This window comes from Propionicicella superfundia DSM 22317, from assembly GCF_000423465.1.
Taxonomy (GTDB): domain Bacteria; phylum Actinomycetota; class Actinomycetes; order Propionibacteriales; family Propionibacteriaceae; genus Propionicicella; species Propionicicella superfundia.
This window is the reverse complement of the sequence record NZ_AUIA01000018.1, coordinates 73,969-94,458: the sequence shown is the minus strand read 5'-3', so window position 1 is coordinate 94,458 and position 20,490 is coordinate 73,969. Positions and strand designations below refer to the sequence as shown.

The 20,490-nt window shown below is 70.0% G+C and carries 19 protein-coding genes; 12 read left to right on the top strand and 7 right to left on the bottom strand.

Annotated features, from left to right (window positions below):
• Positions 1 to 13: 13 nt before the first annotated feature.
• The 3 genes from G555_RS22535 to nadE are packed head-to-tail and all read left to right on the top strand — an operon-like array spanning position 14 to position 3,169.
• A complete protein-coding gene (locus tag G555_RS22535) occupies positions 14 to 268 on the top strand; it encodes a phosphopantetheine-binding protein (protein WP_169337854.1) in 255 nt (84 codons plus the stop codon).
• A 4-nt stretch (positions 269 to 272) separates the two neighbouring features.
• Positions 273 to 2,183, top strand: a complete 1,911-nt coding sequence (asnB, locus tag G555_RS17755) for an asparagine synthase (glutamine-hydrolyzing) (RefSeq protein ID WP_051208366.1) — start codon at positions 273 to 275, stop codon at positions 2,181 to 2,183.
• 20 nt (positions 2,184 to 2,203) lie between these two features.
• A complete protein-coding gene (gene nadE, locus G555_RS17750) occupies positions 2,204 to 3,169 on the top strand; it encodes an NAD(+) synthase (RefSeq protein WP_036921016.1) in 966 nt (321 codons plus the stop codon).
• An 886-nt stretch (positions 3,170 to 4,055) separates the two neighbouring features.
• Here the strand turns inward: nadE and G555_RS0103460 are convergent.
• The 4 genes from G555_RS0103460 to G555_RS0103445 all read right to left on the bottom strand — a co-directional run bounded on the left by G555_RS0103460 (position 4,056) and on the right by G555_RS0103445 (position 7,888).
• Positions 4,056 to 5,432 carry a class I adenylate-forming enzyme family protein gene (locus G555_RS0103460; RefSeq protein WP_028707785.1) on the bottom strand — a complete coding sequence of 459 codons (1,377 nt, stop codon included), beginning with the start codon at positions 5,430 to 5,432 and terminating at the stop codon, positions 4,056 to 4,058.
• Positions 5,429 to 6,028 carry a serine O-acetyltransferase gene (locus G555_RS21035; protein WP_156887415.1) on the bottom strand — a complete coding sequence of 200 codons (600 nt, stop codon included), beginning with the start codon at positions 6,026 to 6,028 and terminating at the stop codon, positions 5,429 to 5,431. The genes G555_RS0103460 and G555_RS21035 overlap by 4 nt, the downstream gene beginning before the upstream one ends.
• A gap of 205 nt (positions 6,029 to 6,233) precedes the next feature.
• Positions 6,234 to 7,112, bottom strand: coding sequence for a hypothetical protein (locus G555_RS17740; RefSeq protein ID WP_051208361.1), 879 nt, complete (start codon positions 7,110 to 7,112; stop codon positions 6,234 to 6,236).
• A gap of 251 nt (positions 7,113 to 7,363) precedes the next feature.
• Positions 7,364 to 7,888: a hypothetical protein gene (locus G555_RS0103445; protein WP_028707784.1), complete on the bottom strand. Its 525-nt coding sequence runs from the start codon at positions 7,886 to 7,888 to the stop codon at positions 7,364 to 7,366.
• Between the two features lie 423 nt (positions 7,889 to 8,311).
• On the opposite strand from G555_RS0103445, the gene G555_RS0103440 reads away from it, so the two are divergent.
• Genes G555_RS0103440 through G555_RS0103425 form a run of 4 tightly spaced genes read left to right on the top strand, consistent with a single transcriptional unit; the run spans position 8,312 to position 13,862 of the window.
• Complete coding sequence (locus G555_RS0103440) at positions 8,312 to 9,937, top strand: ABC transporter substrate-binding protein (RefSeq protein ID WP_028707783.1); 1,626 nt, start codon at positions 8,312 to 8,314, stop codon at positions 9,935 to 9,937.
• Positions 9,938 to 9,995: 58 nt separating this feature from the next.
• Positions 9,996 to 11,129: an ABC transporter permease gene (locus G555_RS0103435; RefSeq protein WP_084634659.1), complete on the top strand. Its 1,134-nt coding sequence runs from the start codon at positions 9,996 to 9,998 to the stop codon at positions 11,127 to 11,129.
• A gap of 13 nt (positions 11,130 to 11,142) precedes the next feature.
• The gene (locus tag G555_RS17735; RefSeq protein WP_036921075.1) at positions 11,143 to 12,147 is read left to right on the top strand and encodes an ABC transporter permease; all 1,005 of its coding nucleotides are present in this window, start codon (positions 11,143 to 11,145) and stop codon (positions 12,145 to 12,147) included.
• Positions 12,144 to 13,862 carry a dipeptide ABC transporter ATP-binding protein gene (locus tag G555_RS0103425; protein WP_028707781.1) on the top strand — a complete coding sequence of 573 codons (1,719 nt, stop codon included), beginning with the start codon at positions 12,144 to 12,146 and terminating at the stop codon, positions 13,860 to 13,862. The genes G555_RS17735 and G555_RS0103425 overlap by 4 nt, the downstream gene beginning before the upstream one ends.
• Before the next feature lie 174 nt (positions 13,863 to 14,036).
• Here the strand turns inward: G555_RS0103425 and G555_RS0103420 are convergent, their stop codons facing one another.
• Both G555_RS0103420 and relB read right to left on the bottom strand, forming a co-directional pair.
• Positions 14,037 to 14,306 carry a type II toxin-antitoxin system RelE family toxin gene (locus G555_RS0103420; protein WP_028707780.1) on the bottom strand — a complete coding sequence of 90 codons (270 nt, stop codon included), beginning with the start codon at positions 14,304 to 14,306 and terminating at the stop codon, positions 14,037 to 14,039.
• Positions 14,303 to 14,578 (bottom strand): type II toxin-antitoxin system RelB family antitoxin, encoded by a 276-nt coding sequence (gene relB, locus G555_RS17730; protein ID WP_051208359.1) that lies wholly within the window; start codon positions 14,576 to 14,578, stop codon positions 14,303 to 14,305. The genes G555_RS0103420 and relB overlap by 4 nt, the downstream gene beginning before the upstream one ends.
• A 218-nt stretch (positions 14,579 to 14,796) precedes the next feature.
• Here relB and G555_RS17725 point away from each other — a divergent pair, with 218 nt between their 5' ends.
• From G555_RS17725 to G555_RS21030, 4 genes are all read left to right on the top strand, one after another.
• Complete coding sequence (locus tag G555_RS17725; protein ID WP_051208357.1) at positions 14,797 to 15,468, top strand: TetR/AcrR family transcriptional regulator; 672 nt, start codon at positions 14,797 to 14,799, stop codon at positions 15,466 to 15,468.
• The gene (locus tag G555_RS0103400) at positions 15,468 to 16,358 is read left to right on the top strand and encodes an ABC transporter ATP-binding protein (protein ID WP_028707779.1); all 891 of its coding nucleotides are present in this window, start codon (positions 15,468 to 15,470) and stop codon (positions 16,356 to 16,358) included. The genes G555_RS17725 and G555_RS0103400 overlap by 1 nt, the downstream gene beginning before the upstream one ends.
• The gene (locus tag G555_RS17720; protein ID WP_051208355.1) at positions 16,355 to 17,950 is read left to right on the top strand and encodes an ABC transporter permease; all 1,596 of its coding nucleotides are present in this window, start codon (positions 16,355 to 16,357) and stop codon (positions 17,948 to 17,950) included. The genes G555_RS0103400 and G555_RS17720 overlap by 4 nt, the downstream gene beginning before the upstream one ends.
• 182 nt (positions 17,951 to 18,132) lie before the next feature.
• Positions 18,133 to 18,534, top strand: a complete 402-nt coding sequence (locus G555_RS21030) for a hypothetical protein (RefSeq protein ID WP_156887414.1) — start codon at positions 18,133 to 18,135, stop codon at positions 18,532 to 18,534.
• Between the two features lie 126 nt (positions 18,535 to 18,660).
• Here the strand turns inward: G555_RS21030 and G555_RS17710 are convergent, their stop codons facing one another.
• The gene (locus G555_RS17710) at positions 18,661 to 19,764 is read right to left on the bottom strand and encodes an acyltransferase family protein (protein ID WP_169337852.1); all 1,104 of its coding nucleotides are present in this window, start codon (positions 19,762 to 19,764) and stop codon (positions 18,661 to 18,663) included.
• Between the two features lie 113 nt (positions 19,765 to 19,877).
• On the opposite strand from G555_RS17710, the gene G555_RS0103380 reads away from it, so the two are divergent.
• A complete protein-coding gene (locus tag G555_RS0103380; protein ID WP_028707777.1) occupies positions 19,878 to 20,366 on the top strand; it encodes a PH domain-containing protein in 489 nt (162 codons plus the stop codon).
• Positions 20,367 to 20,490: the final 124 nt, after the last annotated feature.

The following is a 20,490-nucleotide window of genomic DNA, read 5'->3' as shown; positions in this document are numbered from 1 at the left end:
GGGTGCGACCTGAATGACTGATGCTGCTACTGATGTGACGCGGCGTCTGCGAGACCTGATTCTCGAACGCCTGGTTCCGTTGGACGAGGACGAGCTGGCCGATGACGCGCCCCTGGTCGACGAGATCCTCGATTCGCTCGGCATTGCCGAGGTCGCCGTCTTCATCGAAGAGGAGATCGACCGGCCGCTGGAGCCGTCCGAAGAGGTCCGGTCCACATTCGCGAGCGTCGACAGCGTGGTCGCATTCATCGTGGCGAACCGTCCGTAGCGTCATGTGCGGCATCGTCGGCCTGGTGGGCGACAGAGGCGTCGGCCCGGCCCGGCCTTCCGAGGCCGCGGTGCTCGCCGGCCTGGATGCCGTGCAGCACCGCGGGCCCGACGACTCTCGCTGTGACCGGGTGGGCTCGGCGACCTTCGGGACGGCACGGCTCGCGATGGTGGACAGACCCACCTCGGCGCAGCCCATGCGCGACGCCGCCGGCCGGCACCTGCTGGCCTTCAACGGCGAGATCTACAACTTCCGCGAATTGCGGACCGAGCTCGAACGCGAGGGACGCCGCTTCGCCACCGACGGCGACACCGAGGTGCTGCTGCACGCGCTCATCCACTGGGGCGTCGCGGCGCTGTCCCGGCTGAAGGGGCAGTTCGCCTTCGCGCTGTGGGACGACGTGACGTCCGAGTTGCTCCTGGCCCGGGACCGCTTCGGGATCGTGCCGCTGCACTGGACGCATACGGCCGGCGGAGGCGTGGCCTTCGCCTCCGAGGTGAAGTCCCTGCGTGCCATGGGACTGCATCCCAGGCTGAGCCTGTCCGACGTCATCGACGTGGGCGTCCTCTGGGGTACCCACCCGGGCCGGTCCGTGTACGCGGGTGTCGAGACCGTGCGCCCCGGAGGCTACGTCAGGATCGGCGCCGCCGGGGTGGAGCGAACGTCCTACTGGCAGTTCCGCTATGCGGCCGAGCGCGACCCGGCTCCCTTCGCCGATCAGGCCGCTCGGCTCCGTGACCTGCTGGGGCGCGCGGTGGAGCGGCGGGTGCCGGTCTACGGCGATCCGGCGGTGCTGCTGTCCGGCGGTCTCGACTCGAGCGCGGTCCTGGCCCTGCTCCGCGGGGCTCATCCCACCGGGCGCATCACGAGCTACTCCATCCAGTTCGCACAGGCGGCGCTCGACGAGGAGCCGTTCCAGGCGCTCGCCGCCACCGAGTTCGACACGGACCACATGGCGATCCTGTGCGGCGACCGCAGTGTCGCCGCGACTCTCGTCGAGGCCGTCCAGCATGCCGAGCAGCCGCTCACGCGGACCGCCTCCGCGTCGTCCATCGCGCTTGCCGCGACCATCGAGGCTCACGGCACGCGCGCCGTGCTCAGCGGCGAGGGGGCCGACGAACTGTTCTGCGGCTACGACCTCTTCAAGATCGCGGCCATCCGGGACGCCTGGAGCCGCGACCCGGATTCCGACACGCTGCCCGCCGCGCTGACCGATGTCCTCGCGCAACAGTCCCACCTCGGCCGGGCTGTGGAGCGGGCGTTCTACGAGCAGGGCATCGATCGCCGCGACGACCCGCTGTTCTCCCACCTCAACCGGTGGAGCTCGTCGTTCCGGATCACGCAGTACCTGGCCGCGGAGCACAGGGCCGGGCTCACGGTCGACACGGTGCTCGCCCGAGTGCGCGACGGCCTTCCCGCGGCGTACCTCGGCTGGTCGGCCGTCGAGCAGGCCCAGTACCTCGAGGTGACCTACTTCCTGGCCTCGTCCCTGCTCGCGAGCCAGTGCGATCGTCCCTACATGGCGCACAGCATCGAGGCCCGTTACCCGTTCCTCGACGAGGATGTCGTCGATTTCGCCCTCACCCTTCCGCTGGAGTCGAAGCTGGCGGGGCTGCAGGAGAAGGCGGTGCTCAAGCGTGCTGTGGGCGATGACGTCCCGGCCGCGATCCGGGACAGGGTCAAGCAGCCGTACACAGCTCCGGAGGGGGACGTGTTCCGGTCCGTGCCGGGCGCGGAGCTGATCGACGCCGTCCTCGCGCCTGCCGCGCTGCGCGAGCACGGGGTGTTCGACCCGAAGCGGGTGGCGTGGCTCGTGAACAAGCTGCGGCAGGGGCGGACGAGCTTCCACGACGACCTCGCCCTGCTGTGGATCGTCAGCGTCGAGATACTCGCCGATACGTACGGCGTGGCGTAGCCGAAGGATAGGGAGTACCCATGAGTGACCGTGAGAGCGCGGGCCGTTCGGTCCATCTCGACGACGTCGAGGCCGTGGCCGATGCGCTCGCCGCCGACATCCGGGACACGGTGCGGCGGTTCCGCCGCACCGGAGCGATCGTCGCCCTCAGCGGCGGGATCGACTCGTCGGTCTGCGTCGCCCTCGCCGTGCGGGCTCTGGGCGCTGGGCGCGTTCAGGGCGTGACCCTGCCCGACAAGGAGAGCTCTGCCGAGACGGCCGGGCTGGCGCGGCTCGCCGCCGACAGCGTCGGGGTCCGCTGCCGCGAGACCGACATCACACCCGTCCTCGACGCGCTGGGCTGCTACGACGACCGGCTGGCGGTCGTGCGGCGTCTCGAGCCCGGGTTCGACCCCGACGCGGGGGACACGTTCTCGGTCGAGTTCCAGCCGGCCACCGGCGACGGGGATCGGCTGCAGACGTTCGCCCTCAACGCGGTGCGCGACGGGCAGGCGCGGCGCCACCGGCTGGGCGGACGCGATTTCCTCACCATCATGGCCGCCACCAACCAGAAGCAGCGGGTGCGGACCCTGATGACGTACCGCATCGCCGACGAGGAGAACCTCATCGTCGTGGGCACGTCGAACAGGCTCGAGATCGACCAGGGGTTCTTCGTGAAGTTCGGCGACGGGTGCGGCGAGGCGTTCCCGTTGCGACCACTGCTCAAGACCCAGGTGTACGACCTCGCGGAGTTTCTCGGCGTCCCCGAGGAGATCCGCAGCCGGCCGCCCACGACCGACACGTTCAGCGCTCCGCAGAGCCAGGAGGAGTACTTCTACGGGACGTCCGTCGAGATGGGCGATGCGCTGTGGCTGGCCTGGCACGAGGGGGACGACCCGGCCCGGGTCGCGCAGCGCCTCGGGCTCGCCGCCGGCGACGTGGAGAAGTTCTTCGGTCTGTATGCGCGTCGCGCCGCGTACGCGGAGTACCTGCGGACGACGATCTGATCGTCCCCGGCCGTGGCCGGGGGCGGTTCGGGCCGCGCCGGGTTCGCGATCGTCCGCCCCGCGGCCCGCGTGGGGCTGACTGCCAGGTTGTGAGGCATACGGGACCGGGCTGGCGGGTCGGCTCGGGCTGACCGCCACGTTGCACGGGTTATCGCCCCCGGATCCGGGGGTCGTATGCCACGCAAGGTGGCGGTCACCTCTTCCTGGTCACGACGCCAGCGCTGATATGCCTCGCAACCTGGCAGTCAGCGGCGCGCCCTCGGCGGTGAACTGGTCACACGGCGGGCTGTCGGGGGTGCTTCTCTGGTTCGGGAACGGTCGGGGCGTGGGTGGGCGGGGTTCGCTGACTCCGCCGGGCTGGGCGTGTGGTTCTGTGGTTCGGGGGATGGTGCCGTGAGCGTGGTTGGGGCTGGTTCCTGTCGGGCTGGGCGGGGGTGTCGACGGCGCTTGAGAACTGATCGATAGCGGCGCTCGAAAAGTGAACACTCAACGATTGGAGAGTGATCACTTTGGAGGACTGGGCGCTGATCAGGAGGCTGGCTTCGGACGGGGTTCCGAAGGCGCAGATCGCAGTGCGTTGGGGCTGGTTCCCGTCGGGCTGGGCGGGTGGTTCTGTGGTTGGGGGGATGGTGCCGTGGGCGTGGTTGGGGCTGGTTCCCGTCGGGCTGGGCGGGTGGTTCTGTGGTTGGGGGGATGGTGCCGTGAGCGCGGATGGGACTGGCCCCCGCCGAGCTTGCGAGGCGGGTGGTTGCGCACGGCACCATCCCCCGAACCACAGAACCGAATCAGACCAGACCACAGGACCAGACCACAGGACCAGACCACAGGACCAGACCACAGGACCGGACCGCAAGGGACCGGACCGACCGGACGGGGCCGGTGAGGCTCAGCGCCGCAACGCCTTGCCCGAGCGCGTGCGCGGCAGGTCGGCGACGAACGTCACCTGCCGGACGAGTCCCTTCGGCGTCACGGCCGACAACACCTGGCGCCGGATCGCCCGCTGGTCGGCATCGTCCGCGGCGACGACGAGCAGTTCTCCCTGCGCGTCCTCGCCGGGTCCGTCCGGGTGCAGGAGTGATTCGCGGACCCCGGGAATGAGGTTGACGACGGCCTCGACCGCCACCACCGAGACGCGGTTGCCGCGGAAGTTCAGCATCTCGGCCTCCCGGCCGGTGACGAACAGGTTTCCGGCCTCGTCCAGGTGCCCGAGGTCGGTCGTGGTCACCGGCTCGCCGGGCGGTCTCGGATCGGAGCCCAGATAGCCGATCATGAGGCTCGGCGAGTACACCTGGATGCGGCCGGTCGTGCCCGCCGGGACCGGCGCGCCCGTCTCGTCGACGATGCGGACGTGTGTGCCGGGCAGCGGCAGGCCGACCGAGTCCGGCGGCGCGCCGTCGCTCCCGCGACGCACCGCGACGCGGGCGGTCGCCTCGGTGAAGCCGTACATGAGGTAGGTCTCGCCCCGGAAGCGGGGGACGACCGCCGCCAGGTCGTCGTCGCCGATGCCGCCGCCGGCGAGGTAGAGGTGGGCGAGCCGTGGTGCGACGTCGCCGCCGAGTTCGATCCCGCGCGTGGCCATCAGCCGCAGGTAGTACGGGACGCAGGCGAACACGGTCACCTCGCCGTCGGTGAGCCCGGCCGCCAGCCGGCGCGACGGGGGCCCGTCGGGCAGCATGACGAGCGGTGTCCGGGTCGCCAGCGCCAGCAGCGCCATCGACAGTCCGAACGAATGGGAGAGGGTGAGGATCTGGCCCACCCTGTCCGACGGTCCCCAGCGGACGGCGAGGCGCAGCATCGCCGTCAGGTTCGCGACGATACCGGCCTCGGTCAGGCGGACGCCGCGCGGCAGGTGGGTGGTCCCGGACGTGAACAGGACGACCGCCTCGCGTGACCCTCCGGCAGGGATGCCGAAACCGGTGTCGAGGCGCGGCGACGGATCGACGCCGGATACGGGCGTGATCAGGCCGTCGTGCAGCAGGGCCGCGCAGCCCGATGCCGCGGCCTGCTGCTCGGGGCTCGCGTCGGCGGGGAGCATCGCGGCCGGGCGGCCGGACAGCAGGGCGGCGAGGACATCCACGACCCCCTGCGCGTCGGTGCTGGTGCGGACACCGATCCGCGCGGTGCCGGGGACCGCCGCCGAGATCCCGGCCGCGAGCGCGGTCGCCCGCGCGAACAGGTCCGCGCGGGAGACGGCACCGACAGGGTCGATCACGGCGGGTGTCGCGGCGCGCTCGTCGCCGCCGATCAGTCCCGCGAGGGTCACGACGCGTCCCGGTCGTCCGCCGAGCGCAGCCGCAGCACGCGGCTGGGAGCCGCGATCACACTGGCGTTCTCGGGGACGTCCGTCATGACGACGGCGTTGGGGCCGATGTTGGCGCCGTCCCCGATCCGTACCGCTCCGAGGATCCGGGCACCGGTGCCGATGCGGACGCGGGCACCGATGCGGGCGCCGGCCTCGGGCGTCCCGCCCTGCGCGTCCATGCGCAGCCCGACGGTCACCTCGTGGAGGATGAGGGCGTCGTCGCCGATCTCCGTCTCGGGCGCGATGACGATGCCGTGCTGGTGCGCGAAGTGGACCCTGCGGCCGATCTTCGCCCCCGGTGAGATCTCGTAGCCGATGTAGTTGCGGACGTACGCGGCGGCTGCGTGCTGCACGAAGCCGCCCACACGGGCCACGAGCCGATTGCGCCCCGGATGTGCGAGCCATTCACCGAGCCGGTGGACGATGAGGGCCTGCGACGCGGGGTGGAACGGGCTGCGGCCGTTGACCGCGCGATCCTCGCCGCAGATGTCGAGGAGACCGCGTAGCGTCCTCGCGTCCCACGCCGACGGGGGACTGACGACGATGTCCTGCTCCATGATCCAACCTCCTCTGCGCGTCAGACCATTGTCCGTCGTGCGCTGCGGTTCGTCTGCCAGGTGAGGATAGGACAGCGAGGATCGATCCGCGGATCGCACCGGGTCTCTGCGGTCGTGTGTCGCTCGCGGGGACGTCGTGAGGGCGCCCTCGTCGACGGGCGCGGACCTGACGGCAGGCTTCCCGGCGCCGTCGAGGACGGGCGACTCAGGTGTCGCGAGGGAGCGCCGCGACGAGTCGCACGAGCCCTTCGGCGAGCAGTCGTGCCCCACGCTCGTTGAGATGTGCGCCGTCGGAGGCGAGGTCGGGGTTCATCACCATGTAGGTGGCGCCCTCGTACTCCTTGCCCGCGTGGTAGCCGTCGTCGAGCCGCGATTCGAGGGCCGCGATGTCGTACAGCCGCCCGGTGGAGCCGTACCTTTCGCGGATCAGGTCGTTGTACTGGCCGCGCACGAGATTCTCGGGCGTGTTGGACGTCGTCCTGCCGAGCCACACCTTGAACGTCGACGTCGCTTTCTGGGCCCAGCCCGGGTCGACCGTCAAAGGGGCGGTCGTGTACAGGAATGTGACGTCGGGGTATGCCCGTTCGAGGGCGTCCATGGTCGTCGCGTACTCCTCGAACAGCGCCCGCGGATCGGTGGACGACGTGAAGTCGATGTAGCACAGCTTCATCAGCGCGACGTCGACGTCGTCGCCGATGCCGCCGTTCAACAGTGCGGCGAAGTCGGTGATCTTGCCCGACGGATCGCCGTTGGCGCCGACCGCGGCGTGCTGGAACACTCCACCCGTCCCGGGCTGCGCCGTGCGGCTCTCGACGAGGTCGGGCGAGGTCGACGTGCCCGTGTACACGGCGGACAGGCCGCCGATGATGTCGGCGCCCACGGACTGGTGGCCGAAGAAGACCCGGGTCTGCGCGAACGCCGCCTGCGTGTCGGCGCCGGGTGTCGCCGGCGGCGACTCGTCGGACGGGATCTCGACGGTTCGCCCGCCGCTGCCGAGAAGGACGGCCACGCCCACAAGTCCGGTCGCCACCGCGGCCAGGGCGACGACGCCCACGGCGGCCGTCACCAGTCCCCGCCGCTTCATGCGCGGCGTCCTTCGCGCGGCGTCGCCGTGTTCTCGTTCCGGACTCGTGCGCCCTCGGATCCCGTCTGCCGCATGCGTTCTCCCGGTGTCGTTGCGGTCCCGACATGGTACCCGGCCCGGAAAAGGAGGCCTTTGGGCAGCGGGCCCGTGGTGTGGGCGACGACGTCGTCTTCCCGCACCAGGGTGCTCGGGGTCTCCTCCGGTGGGTCGGACATCGATGGTGCCCGACCCACCGGAAGGACGAAGGGCCGTCAGTTCCCGGGGTCCACGACCGAGACCGCCCAGCGCTGGCCGGGAGCCGACACGACCGCGACGTCCACGACGGCGTGCCGGTCGACCTGGGAGTCAACTGAAAGGGTCGGATCTGCCTCTCGGCAATCCTTGGTGAAGTCCCCGTTGAAGCCCCCGACTTGTTCCAACTGAACCGTGATGATCCCGCGCCCCTGACACGTCAGGTAGACGAGGATGCGCTCCCCGGTGACCCGGAACGATCCGACCGTCGCCGAACTGTCCTGGTCGTCGAGCGAACCGAGCAGCGTGTCGCCGTCAGACGGCGTGACGTGGACGACCGGCGTGATCGACGGGCTCGGGGACGGACTCGCGACGGCCGGCGACGAGGGCGTCTCCGATGGGAAGGCGGACGGTTGGGTGGCCGTGCAACCGCCGGCGATCATCGCGATCGCGCCGAGGACCGCGACGAGGGCGGGGCGGGGGAACACCATCCGACCCCAGGTCTTCCACTCATCGGTCGGCCGCGCAAGGTGGGTGCTGTTCATGGGGTGTCGCTCCTTCGGGAATGGCGAGAGTACGGAGCCGAAAGCCCTGGACGGGCGTTGAATACTCCGTGGTAAGGGAAGCTATCCCGTCCAGGGGTCACATCCGGTCGGCGATGAGTTCGTGTGACTCGCCAGGGGGCGCCGTTCTCCGGGCAACGGCCGGATGACGAGGTGTTCGACGGGTCGGTCGTGGACCGGCCCGGCCCTGCTCCCCGTGCCCCGCGAAGATCACGATTTCGTGATGCCCCGCGCAGAAAAGCCCTCATCGCGGGTCATTTGGTGAGACCTCTTGTCCCGGGTGAGGAACACGGACAATGATGCCCCACAGTGAAGGGGCGAGGTGGCTTCTGAGTGATCCGCCCCGAGCCACGCCGGCCTCTATCCGCGGAAGCCGGCGCTTCCATATCGAGAACAGGAACGACTATGTTCTACAGCCATCGCCGAGCGCTCGCGGTCATCGCCGCGTCGGCCGCCTTGGCGTTGGGCGCCGCAGGATGTGCCCAGACCAAGGACAACGGTTCCGGAACGACCTCGTCGGGGGCGATCACGACCGGCACCACCGACAAGGTGACCTCGCTCGATCCCGCCGGCAGCTACGACAACGGGTCCTTCTTCGTGATGAACCAGATCTACGGGTTCCTCATGAACACTGCCCCCGGTGCCACCGATGTCACCCCGCAGCCCGACCTCGCCGAATCGGCGTCGTACACCACGCCGACCACCTACACCGTGAAGCTGAAGCCGGGGCTCAAGTTCGTGAACGGCCACGACCTCACCAGCTCCGACGTCAAGTTCACCTTCGACCGCATGGTCAAGATCAACGACCCGAACGGCCCGGCTTCCCTGCTCGGCAATCTCGTGAAGACCGAGGCGACCGACGCCACGACCGTCGTCTTCACCCTGAAGCAGGCCAACGACCAGATCTTCCCGCAGATTCTCGCCAGCCCGGCAGGGCCGATCGTCGACGAAGAGGTCTTCCCGGCCGACAAGGTGCTGGCCGACGCCGACATCGTCGAGGGACACCCGTTCAGCGGCCAGTACGACATCAGCTCGTACAGCCTGAACCAGCTCATCTCGTTCAAGGCATGGGACGGCTACCAGGGCTCCCTGGGCAACGCCGCGAACTCGACGGTGAACACGAAGTACTACGCCGACGCGAGCAACATGAAGCTCGACCTCGAGCAGGGAAACATCGACGTCGCCTACCGCAGCCTGTCGGCCACCGACATCGCATCGCTGCGCAGCAACGACAAGGTGGCGGTCCACGAGGGGCCCGGTGGTGAGATCCGCTACATCGTGTTCAACTTCAACACGATGCCGTTCGGGGCCACGACGTCCGACGCCAGCACGGCGAAGGCGCAGGCCGTGCGGCAGGCGATGGCCGACCTCGTCGACCGGTCCGCGATCGCGACGAACGTGTACAAGGACACCTACACCCCGCTGTACGGGTATGTGCCGAGCGGCCTCAAGGGCGCCGGCGAGCAGTTCAAGACCCTCTACGGCGACGGCAACGGCAAGCCGGACCTCGACAAGGCGAAGAAGGCCCTGTCCGATGCCGGGGTGGCGACGCCGGTGACGATCAACCTGCAGTACAACCCGGACCACTACGGTCCGAGCTCGGGCGACGAGTACGCGCTCATCAAGACCCAGCTCGAGAACGGTGGCCTGTTCAAGGTCAATCTGCAGTCGACCGAGTGGGTGCAGTACTCCAAGGACCGCACGAACGACGTCTACCCGGTGTACCAGCTCGGCTGGTTCCCCGACTACTCCGATCCGGAGAACTACCTGTCGCCGTTCTTCGTCAAGGACAACTTCCTCAACAACCACTACGACAACGCGACCGTGCAGAGCCTGATCGCCAAGCAGGTCTCGATCACCGACACCGCCGAGCGGGAGAAGGCGATCCTGGAGATCCAGGATCTCGTCTCCAAGGACATCTCCACGCTGCCGCTGCTGCAGGGCAAGCAGTTCGCCATCTCGGGCACGTCGGTGCAGGGCGTGACCCTGGACGCCTCGTTCAAGTTCCGCCTTGCTCCGCTGAGCAAGTGATGCACACGGCTGCCGGGCCCCGTTCGCGGGGCCCGGCAGCCCCTCAGGAAGGACGTCCATGGGCACACCGACCGAAGAGCGTCGCAGCGAGTCGCTGAGCGACATCGAGCTCCCGCTCGGCGCGGCGACCGCGCAGGTGGACGCCACCGCGACCGGCTCGGGCCGGAAGTCGGGCGGCCTCGGCCGGTACATCTTCGTCCGCTTCCTGCTGATCTTCCCCACCGTCTTCATCCTGATGACGGTGGTGTTCTTCCTCATGCGCCTGACGGGTGACCCGATCACCGCGGCACTGGGCGGCCGCCTCCCGCCCGATCAGCTCGCCGAACGGGTCCACGCGGCCGGGTACGATCGGCCGCTGCTGGTCCAGTACGTCGAGTATCTGGGCGGCATCCTGCGCGGCGACTTCGGCACGACGTACACCGACAATCGTCCCGTCACCGACATCCTCATGACGTACGGCTCGGCGACGGCCGAACTCGTCCTCAACTCCCTCATCGTGGCGCTCCTCATCGGCGTCCCGCTCGGGATGCTCGCCGCCCGCCTTCGCGACCGCTGGCCGGACGCGGTGCTGCGGGTCTTCGCGATCCTCGGGTACGCCACGCCGGTGTTCTTCATCGGCCTGCTGCTGAAGCTGGTCTTCTCGGTGAACCTCGGTTGGCTGCCGGTCAACGGCCGCGTCTCGACCGGCGGCGAGGTCGAGTTGCAGAACGTGGCCAACCCGTCCCCGTTCTACTGGCTGGATGCCCTGCGGCTCGGTGATCCGGCGCTCCTGGCCGACGTCGCCTCGCACGCCGTCCTTCCCGCGGTGGCCCTGGGCCTGCTGACCGGCGGCGTGTTCCTGCGGCTCGTCCGCACCAATCTCATCGGCACCCTCGAACAGCCGTACGTGGACGCGGCGCGGTCGCGCGGCGTCCGCGAGACGCGTCTGGTGAACCGCCACGGACTGCGGCCCGCGCTGATCCCCGTCATCACCGTGATGGGCATGCAGATCGCGATGAGCCTCGGCGGCGCGGTGCTCACCGAGACGACGTTCGAGTGGAAGGGACTGGGGTTCATCCTCACCCAGTACATGTCGTCCCGCGACTACGTGGCGGTCCAGGGGATCGTGATGATGATGGCCGTGATCGTCGCGCTGACGAACTTCGTGGTCGACGTCATCGCCGCTCTCATCGACCCGCGGATCCGGTACTGAGGGGGCTGTCCAGATGTCCGAGACCCGAACCCCCTGGTGGGCCGCCCTCCCCGTCGTCAGCGACCTTCGCCGCAGCCGCGGGCTGCAGCGCGGCATGCTCATCGTCGGTGTGACCCTCACCGCCCTGCTCGTCCTCACCGCCGCTCTGGCCCCCGTGATCGCCCCCTACTCGTGGGCGCAGACCAGCGGCCCCGACGGCGACTTCGGGACGCAGCAGCCTCCGTCGTCGGCCCACCTGTGGGGGACGACGGTCAGCGGCTTCGACGTCCTCAGCCGGACGATCTGGGGCACCCGGACCGCGCTGGGCGTCATCGTGGCGGCGGTTCTGGCCTCCATCGTCATCGGCGTCCTGCTCGGCCTCATCTCGGGGTACGTGGGCGGCTGGCTCGACCGTGTCCTGGTCATGTTCGCCGACGCGATCTACGCGTTCCCGTCGCTGCTGCTCGCGATCGTGATGTCCATCGTCATCTCCGGGGGCCGGTCGAGCATGTGGGGCGGCATCCTGTCGGCGGCGCTGTCGATCACCGTGGTCTTCGTGCCGCAGTACTTCCGGGTGATCCGGGCCGAGGCCGTCCGCCTCAAGGCCGAGCCGTTCGTCGAGGCCGCCAAGGTGATGGGCGCACCGCACCGGCGGATCATGTTCACCCATATCCTGCGCAACGCGACACGCACCCTGCCGCTGATCCTCACTCTCAACGCGTCGGAGGCGATCCTCACGCTGGCCGGTCTGGGCTTCGTCGGTTTCGGGATCGAGCCGACGGCCGCGGCCGAATGGGGATACGACCTCAACCGGTCGGTCGCGGACGTGACGAGCGGCATCTGGTGGACCTCGGTGTTCCCCGGCGTCGCCATCGTGTTGTCCGTGCTCGGGATGACGCTCATGGGCGAGTCCATGAACGATCTCAACGACCCGCGGCTGCGGACCCGGCGCAAGGTGCGCAAGGCGGCCGCCGCGGCGGCCGCGGAAGGCGGAACCGCCGACGAACCCGGCCTGGCCGTCGAAGGGGGAACCCGATGAGCGAGTCCACGTTGCCGGCGTTCGCGACCTCGGGCGAGCCCGACCGGCTGCGGATCGAGGAGTTGGCGGTGACGTTCGTCACCGACGTCGCGGACGTCCACGCCGTGAAGGGCGTCAGCCTGGGGGTGGCTCCCGGCGAGATCCTCGCCCTGGTCGGGGAGTCCGGGTCGGGCAAGACCGTCACCGGCCGGTCCGTCCTCGGGCTGCTGCCCGAGACCGCCGCGACGACGGGTGCGATCTGGATCGGCGACCGGAACGTCGTCGGGCTGAGCGGCGCGCAATTGCGCGAGGTGCGCGGCCAGGACGTGTCGATGATCTTCCAGGAGCCGTCCTCGGCGCTGAACCCCGTCTTCCCCATCTGGTGGCAGTTCGGCGAGGGACTGCGCGCCCACGACCCGAAGGTGACCCGCAGGCAGATCAAGCAGCGCGCGGTCGCCGCGTTGGCGAAGGTCGGCATTCCCGACGCGGAGCGACGCATCACCCAGTATCCGCACCAGTTCTCGGGCGGCCAGAAGCAGCGCATCATGATCGCGATGGCGCTGGAGATGGGCGCGCGGCTGATCGTCGCCGACGAGCCCACCACCGCCCTGGACGTCACGGTGCAGGCCGAGATCCTGCAACTGCTGCGGGACGTGCGCGACGCGTACGGCACGTCGATCATCCTCATCACCCACAACATGGGCGTCGTCGCCGACCTGGCGGACTCGGTCGCCGTGATGTACAGAGGGCAGATCATCGAGCGCAACTGGGTGGCCGACCTCTTCTCGCACCCGCAGGAGGCGTACACGCGGCAACTGCTGGACGCCGTCCCGCGCATCGGGCGGGCGTCGGCCTCGGCGGGCGTCACAGACCAGAGCCGGGCGGCGTTCGCCGCGGCCGAACCCGTTGTGGAGGCGTCCGGCCTTGTCATCGAGTACCCGGGGCGGCTCGGTGTGCTTCCGTTCCGGGCCGTGCGCGGCGTCGACTTCCGGATCGCGCCCGGCGAGGTGTACGGGCTGGTCGGGGAGTCGGGCTCCGGCAAGACGACCATCGGTCGCGCCATCGCGGGGCTCGAACCGGTCAGCGGCGGGTCGCTGAAGGTGTTCGGGCACGAGATGCGCGGTACCCGGGAGCGGGACTTCCGGCCGCTGCGGAGCCGGATCGGGTTCGTCTTCCAGGATCCGGCGACCTCCTTCAATCCCCAGTTGACGATCGAGGACGCGATCGGCGAACCGCTGGCGATCCACCGGCCGACGATGTCGGCGCCCGACCGGGGTGCGGCGGTCCGCCGCATGCTGGAGGCCGTGGAGCTGCCGGCGGCGTATGCGGGACGTTTCCCGCACGAGCTGTCCGGGGGGCAGCGGCAACGGGTGTCGCTGGCGCGGTCCCTCGTGCTCGGTCCCGACCTGCTGATCGCCGACGAGCCGACCTCGGCGCTCGACGTGAGCGTGCAGGCGACGGTGCTGGAGCTCTTCACGCAGTTGCAGGCCGAGTTCGGGTTCGCCTGCCTGTTCATCAGCCACGACCTGGCCGTCGTCGACATGCTGGCGCAGCGGATCGGGGTGCTGTATCGCGGTGAGCTGGTCGAGCAGGGCATCGGTTCGGAGATCCTCGGCAGCCCGCAGGATCCGTACACGAAGCGGCTGCTCGCGTCCTTGCCCGTGCCCGATCCGGCCGAGCAGGCCGAGCGGCGGGCCGAACTGGCCCGCGTGCTCGCGGAGCCGGCGCCCCGCTGACTCGTTGGTCTGGATCGCCATCGTCTCGCTGCCTGCGATGCGGTCGAGGCGACGCACCATGAGGCGTGCTGCCGCCGACCCTTTCGTGGCCGCGATCGTCTTCCTGCTGGGCGGCAGCGCGTTCGTCGCCATGATCGGCAGACCCCCTGACGGTCATGAGCCAGGCGGGTCTTCTCAGTAGATGGCAGATCGGTGACCGGTTGTGAGGGCAAGGATCGTCAGCCGTTCATCGACGATCTGCACGATGATCCGGTGGTCGCCGACGCGGTATCGCCACGTTCCTGCGTGGGTGGCTGTCAGCGCACGTCCTCGACGTCGAGGGTCTGATAGTTCGGCGACGGCGTGAAGGTAGGCGATGATGCGGGCCTGCACGGGTCGGTCGAGGCGGCGGAGGGCGCGGTCGAACGTGGACGTCGTCTCGACCGTCCAGTTCGGCGGGTTCACAGGTCGCCGGCAGCGCGCAGTTCGGCGGTCGCGCGAGTCACGTCGCCGCCGGTGATCCCCAACTGCGCTTCGAGGTCTGCCAGCGGAGCACCGCGGCCGCCGGCGGCCGTCAGCTCGCGGAGCGCCTCGTCGGCGGCGTAGGCGTCCTCGAGGTCTTGCAGGTACTCGCGGATCGCCGCTCGCACGTAGAAGGACTTGGTCCGACCGGTACGCCGGGCCAACCCATCAAGCCGCGCCTCTTCCTCTTTGGTCAGTCGGATCGTGACGGTCACGACACCTCCTCCGGGTGTAAGACATGTACACGCCCATGGTACTCGGTCAGGCTGCGCAGCCGGACGCCGCGCCGGCCGAGATCCCGGATCGACTCGATGGCCATCTGCACGACGGCTGATCCGTAGCCAGCGGCCTCGACGACCGCAGCCGTGAGCGGACCACGCAGCGTGTGGCGAACGGCTTGACCTGAGTTGAACGCAGGTTCAAGATATTGAACATGAGTTCAACCGATGATCTGACGACGGCCGCGCGCATTCGCGACGCTGCGGTCGCCCTCGTGTCTCGGACGGGCTGGGAGCGGGTCACGCTGCGCCGGATCGCCGCCGAGGCCGACGTGCCGGTCGGCCTCGTCTCGTACCACTTCGGGTCGAAGGACGGGCTGCGCCGGGCGTGCGACGACTGGGTCATGCAGCGCATCGGCGAGGAGAAGGACCTCGTGATGGGCTCCGGACCGCTGCCGGACATGCGGAGCTACCTCACCGAGCGGCCGGAGCTGGGCCCGCTCCACGACTACATCGCGATGTGCCTGCGGCACGGCGGGCGGGTCGCGCAGCACGTCTTCGACGGCATGGTCGACACGACCGTCGACATGCTGCGCGACGGCGCCGAGGCCGGCACGCTGCGCCGCTACGACGACGACTACTCCATCGCCGTCGTCCTCGTCGCCCTCGGCGCCGGTGCCGGTCTGCTCGGCGAGCACGTCGCCCGCCTCTTCGGCGGCGGCGACGACGTCCTCGCGCCGGACACCTACCCGCGCTACGCCCGCGCGACGATCGAGATCTTCACCCACCCGCTGCTGGCCGACGCGCGCTGGCTGGACGCCATGAACGCGATGACCCCTCCCGGCAGCGACGACCAGACCCACCTCGTCACGGACAAGGAGTCCTGATGACCTCTGCCATCGACATCGCCGGCCTCACGAAGAGGTTCGGCGCGACCGTCGCCCTGGACGACCTCACCATGCAGGTCCGGACGGGACAGGTCCACGGCTTCCTCGGGCCCAACGGCGCGGGCAAGTCGACCACGATCCGGGTGCTGCTGGGGCTGCTGCGCGCCGACTCCGGCACGGCGGTCCTCCTCGGCGGGGATCCGTGGCGCGACGCCGCGGCACTCCACCGCCGGCTCGCCTACGTCCCCGGGGACGTGAACCTCTGGCCGAACCTCACCGGCGGCGAGGCCATCGACATCATCGGCCGGGCCAGGGGCGGGCTCGACAAGCGCAGACGCGACGACCTGATCGCGCGCTTCGACCTCGATCCGCGGAAGAAGGGGAGGACGTACTCGAAGGGAAACCGGCAGAAGGTCGCGCTCATCGCCGCCCTCGCATCCGATGTCGAGCTGCTGCTGCTCGACGAGCCGACGTCCGGCCTGGATCCGCTCATGGAGCGCACCTTCACCGACTACATCCGCACCGAACGGGACGCGGGGTGCACGGTGCTGCTGTCCAGTCACATCCTGTCCGAGGTCGAGGCGCTGTGCGACGTCGTCAGCATCATCAAGAGCGGCCGGATCGTGCAGACGGGGACGCTCGACGAACTCCGCCACCTGCACCGGACCGTCGTCGTCGCCGAGCTGGCCGACCCGTCCGTGGTGTCGGGGCTGCCGGGGGTGTCGGAACGCACGAGGAGCGACGGGCGGACGACCTGGCACGTCGCCGACGAGGCGATGCCGGCGGTGCTGGCGGCCCTGGCGCGGGCGGGAGCGCGCGGTGTGACCGCGACCCCGCCCAGCCTCGAGGAGCTGTTCCTGGCGCAGTACGCCGAGAGGGCCTCGGCGTGACCGGGTTCGGCACCGCGCTGCGGCTGGCGCTCCGGCGGAATCTCGTCTTCTACCTGTGCTGGATCGCCGGGCTGGCCATGCTGCTGCCGGCCACCGTGACCAAGTACCACGACCTCGTCCCCGACGGGCCGAGCGGCGCCGTCATGCTCGCTCAGCTCGCCGCCAACCCCACGATGCGCGCCATCCTCGGTCCGGCGATCGACCTGACGACCGCCGGGGGCTTCACGTTCTGGCGGGTCGGCACGTTCACGGCGGCCGGCGCGGCGATGATGGCGGCTCTCGGCGTGATCCGGGCCACGCGTGACGAGGAGGAGAACGGGCGGGTCGAACTGATCCGGTCCGGGGCGGTGTCCCGCGCCGTCCCGCTCGCCGCGGGCCTGGCGCTCGCCGTTGCGGCCTCCCTTTTCTGCGGGGCGGTCATCGGCGCGTCCATGGCGGCCCTCGCCGGAGTCGCCGGCGGGTGGGCGTCCGGTCTCGGGATCGGCCTCACCGGTGCGATGTTCGCGGCCGTGGCGGCGGTCGTCGCCCAGGTGTTCGAGAGTTCTCGGACGGCGAGGGCGTGGAGTGTCGGGGTGCTCCTCGGCGGGCTGTACCTCGCGCGTGCACTCGTCGACGGGTCGCGCACCGAGCCGGACGCCTGGACCTGGGCGATGCCCCTGGACTGGGCCGCGCTGGCGCGTCCCTACGCGGGCGAGCGCTGGTGGGTGCTGGCCCTTCCGGCGGCGGTGACGATCGTGCTGTCGGCCCTCGCGTTCCGCCTCGAGGCCCTGCGCGACCACGGCGCCGGGCTGCGGCAGCCATCCCTGGGCGCGGCCGACGCGGCGCCGTACCTGCGAGACGCCCGCGGCCTGTCATGGCGGCTGCAGCGCGGCGGCATCGTCGGCTGGACCATCGCCATCGTGGTCTCCGCGCTGTCGATGGGCTCCCTGTCCCTGTCGATGGGCTCGCTGCTCGAAGGGCAGGACGCGCTGGCGGAGATGCTGCGACGGCTCGGCGGAGGGGCGGGCGCCCTGCAGGCGGCCTTCTTCGCGGCCATGCTCTCCATCATGGCGACGGTGGTCACCCTCAGCGGCGTGCTCGTGCTGGGAAGGCTGCGGCAGGAGGAGACCGCGGGGAGGGCCGAGGTGATGCTGGCGACGGCGACCTCGCGCTGGGCCTATGCGCTGAGCACGTTGGTCCCCGCCGTTCTGCTCCCGGCGGGTCTGCTCGTGGCGACGGGAGCGCTGCTGCCGATCGCGCAGGCGCAGCACGACGGGTCGCCCGACCTGATCGGGACGTACACGCAGGCGGCCTGTGCCCTGCTGCCGGGCGTCGTCCTCGTCCTCGGCCTCGCGATGTTCCTCATCGGGTGGCTGCCCCGCTGGTTCGGTCTCTCGTGGGCGGTCGTGGGGTGGACGATCGTGGTGTCCTGGCTGCTGCCCCTGTTCGACGTCCCCGACTGGCTGTTGAAGCTCCAGCCGTGGGGGCACCTGCCTCACCTGCCGGCCGACGAGATGACCTGGGGTGCGTTCTCGGTCACTCTGGCCGCGGGGGCCGTCCTGCTCGTCCTCGGAGCGGTCGGCTACCGGCGTCGCGACATCTACGGTCGGTGAAGGGGTTTCTCAGGTTACTGCACGGCTCGGAGCGAGAAGAGCCAATCCTGATGGGAAGATCCGCCTCGAAAAATTGCTGAGAAATTTCCTGAGAACGTCTCAGGCTGACCCTGTCCGTGGATAGCGTGTCCATCGAACGGAGGACACCGGCGCGGGCCGGCGTCCAGCACACAGGGGGCGACGTGACGGACGCGAGCAGCACCGGGGAAGGCCCAGCCTCCGGGCGCCGGGCGATTCCGGCCACTCCCGTGCGTCGGCGCGGTCTGCCGGCCGCCGTCGGCGTCGGAGCCGTCGGCGGGACCGGTCTGCTGTTCCCCGGCCCCGGGGGCGGGAACGGCGGCGTGGCCGTCCCGCTCTCCGGTGACTCGCCCCCGGTGCCGGGCCCGTCGGCCCGCGCCACGACCCTGGCCGGCGCCTCCTCGCCGGTCCCCCCGATCTCGACGGCGTCTCGCGACGCAGCACGCTCCCTGATCCCCGCGCGCGTCGCGGACGCCGTCGACCCCAACCAGAGCGCCGATCAGGCCCCGGCGGGACGAGCGCCGACCGGGCCACCGCTCCTCTGCGATGACCCGGGGCACCGCTGAGCTGTTCGCCGCGACGTCGAAGGCGCTGCGTACGCCCGAGCGAACTCGGCCGACGGGTCGAGCAGAACGCCAGTGCGGGACCCATCACGGCCACGGTGGCGTCGCCCTCGTCCCCGGTCGCCGCGCTCAGGCCGGCGTGTGGGCCAGCTCCCGTTCCCGCACAGGCATCGGCGCCGGACGCCGCGGGTTCAGCAGCCTGACGCCGGGCTGCTCGATGTAGCGGTGGGCCAGCCACGACACGCCCAGCGCGATCAGGAACGCCGTCGTGGCGACGAGCGCGGACGTGCTCCAACTGTGGGTGATGCCGACGGCGTTCCACAGCGAGACCCAGGCTTCCAGGATCAGCAGGTGGAACAGGTAGAACGCGTACGACACCGCGCCGAGGGTCACCAGGGGACGCGTGGCGAGCAGGCCGCCGTGCCCGGCGATGTCCGCACGCGCCAGGGCGGCGGTGAGCAGCGCGAACCCGACGACGGTGTACGCCGAGTAGCTCAACGGGGATGTCAGGTCGTCGTTGGCCCATGCGTAGCCGGCGAGCGCCGTGAAGACGCCGAGGGTGAGGCTCGGGCCGCGCCAGGCACCGGTGCGCATCAGGTGCGCCAGGCAGATGCCGAGGAGGAACTCCGGCAGCCGTCCCAGCGGCGAGCTGTGCGCGGCGACGATCGCAGGGAGCTGGTCGGTGAACAGCGGGATCGCGATGGTGGCGGCCGTGGAGGCGAGGGCCAGGACGGCGACCGCGGCGGATCGCAGCCGCGCGACGACCGCGATGAGGAAGGGGAACGCGAGATAGAAGAAGGCCTCGCACACCAGCGTCCAGCTCACGGGGTTGCCGACCTGCAACCACTCGGGGTTCCAGGCGCTCACGAGGAGGAGGTTGGCGATCACCGGGATCGGGTCGGTGGGGGCGATGCGGGGGATGAGGGTGAAGCCGAGCACCAGGGCGAGCGCCACGCCGACGACGTGCAGCGGGTAGATCCGGGCGAGGCGCTTGCGCCAGAAGCGGGCCACGGTCGTCCCCGGACGATGGCTCCAGGTGAGAACGAAGCCGGAGAGGATGAAGAACAGGGACACGCCGGTGGCCCCGGCTCCGAAGGCATGGTTGAGCACCTTCTGCGCGATACCGCCGATCTGGCCGATATTGCGCAGATGGAAGGCGAAGACGACGAGGGCGGCAACCCACCGCAGGCCTGTGAGCGAGTCCAGGCGCGGGTGGGAAACGCTGACGGCCACGGGGGGACCTGGCTGAGCAACGGACATCGCCTCCATTCCAGCACAAACCACTGAGAAATCCTAAGTCTCTCCTCAGGTATTGCTGTGAGTGCCGCCTGTGGAACCATGTACCCATGGGCCTGCCAGAGAACCAGCTCGGTCAGGGGGAGCGCGAGGTCGCTCACCTCCGGACGCATCCCAAGGTGCTCATCCTTCCCACTGCGCTGGCGATCGTCGTCGTCGTCCTCGCCGTCGTCGCGCTCGTCGTCATGCCGGCCACCTGGCAGCCGTGGTCGCTGATCGTGATCGTCGCCGCGGTCCTGGTCGCCGTGTTCCCGCTGTTCCTGTTGCCGCTGCTGCGCTGGCTGACGACGACGTACACGATCACCAACCACCGCCTCATCACCCGCCGCGGGATCCTGACGAGGACCGGTCACGATCTGCCGTTGCGCAGCATCAGCAACGTGTCGTACGAGAAGTCGCTGTCCGATCGCGTCTTCGGCTGCGGGACGCTGGTCTTCACCACGTCGGCGGAGGCACCGGTCGTCCTGCACGACATCCCCGACGCGGAGGAACTCGGCGTGAAGGTCTCCGAGCTTCTCTCGGACGACCCTCGCGGCTGAGGGACGGACGCCGGCGGGCACCGCACGGTCGTCGCCCTACCATTGCCCGTGGTGATGGATCCCACCGGGGTCGCCTCGCGGCCCGAACCGCCCCCGTGCTGATGGTTGCCTACCGTTCCGCGAG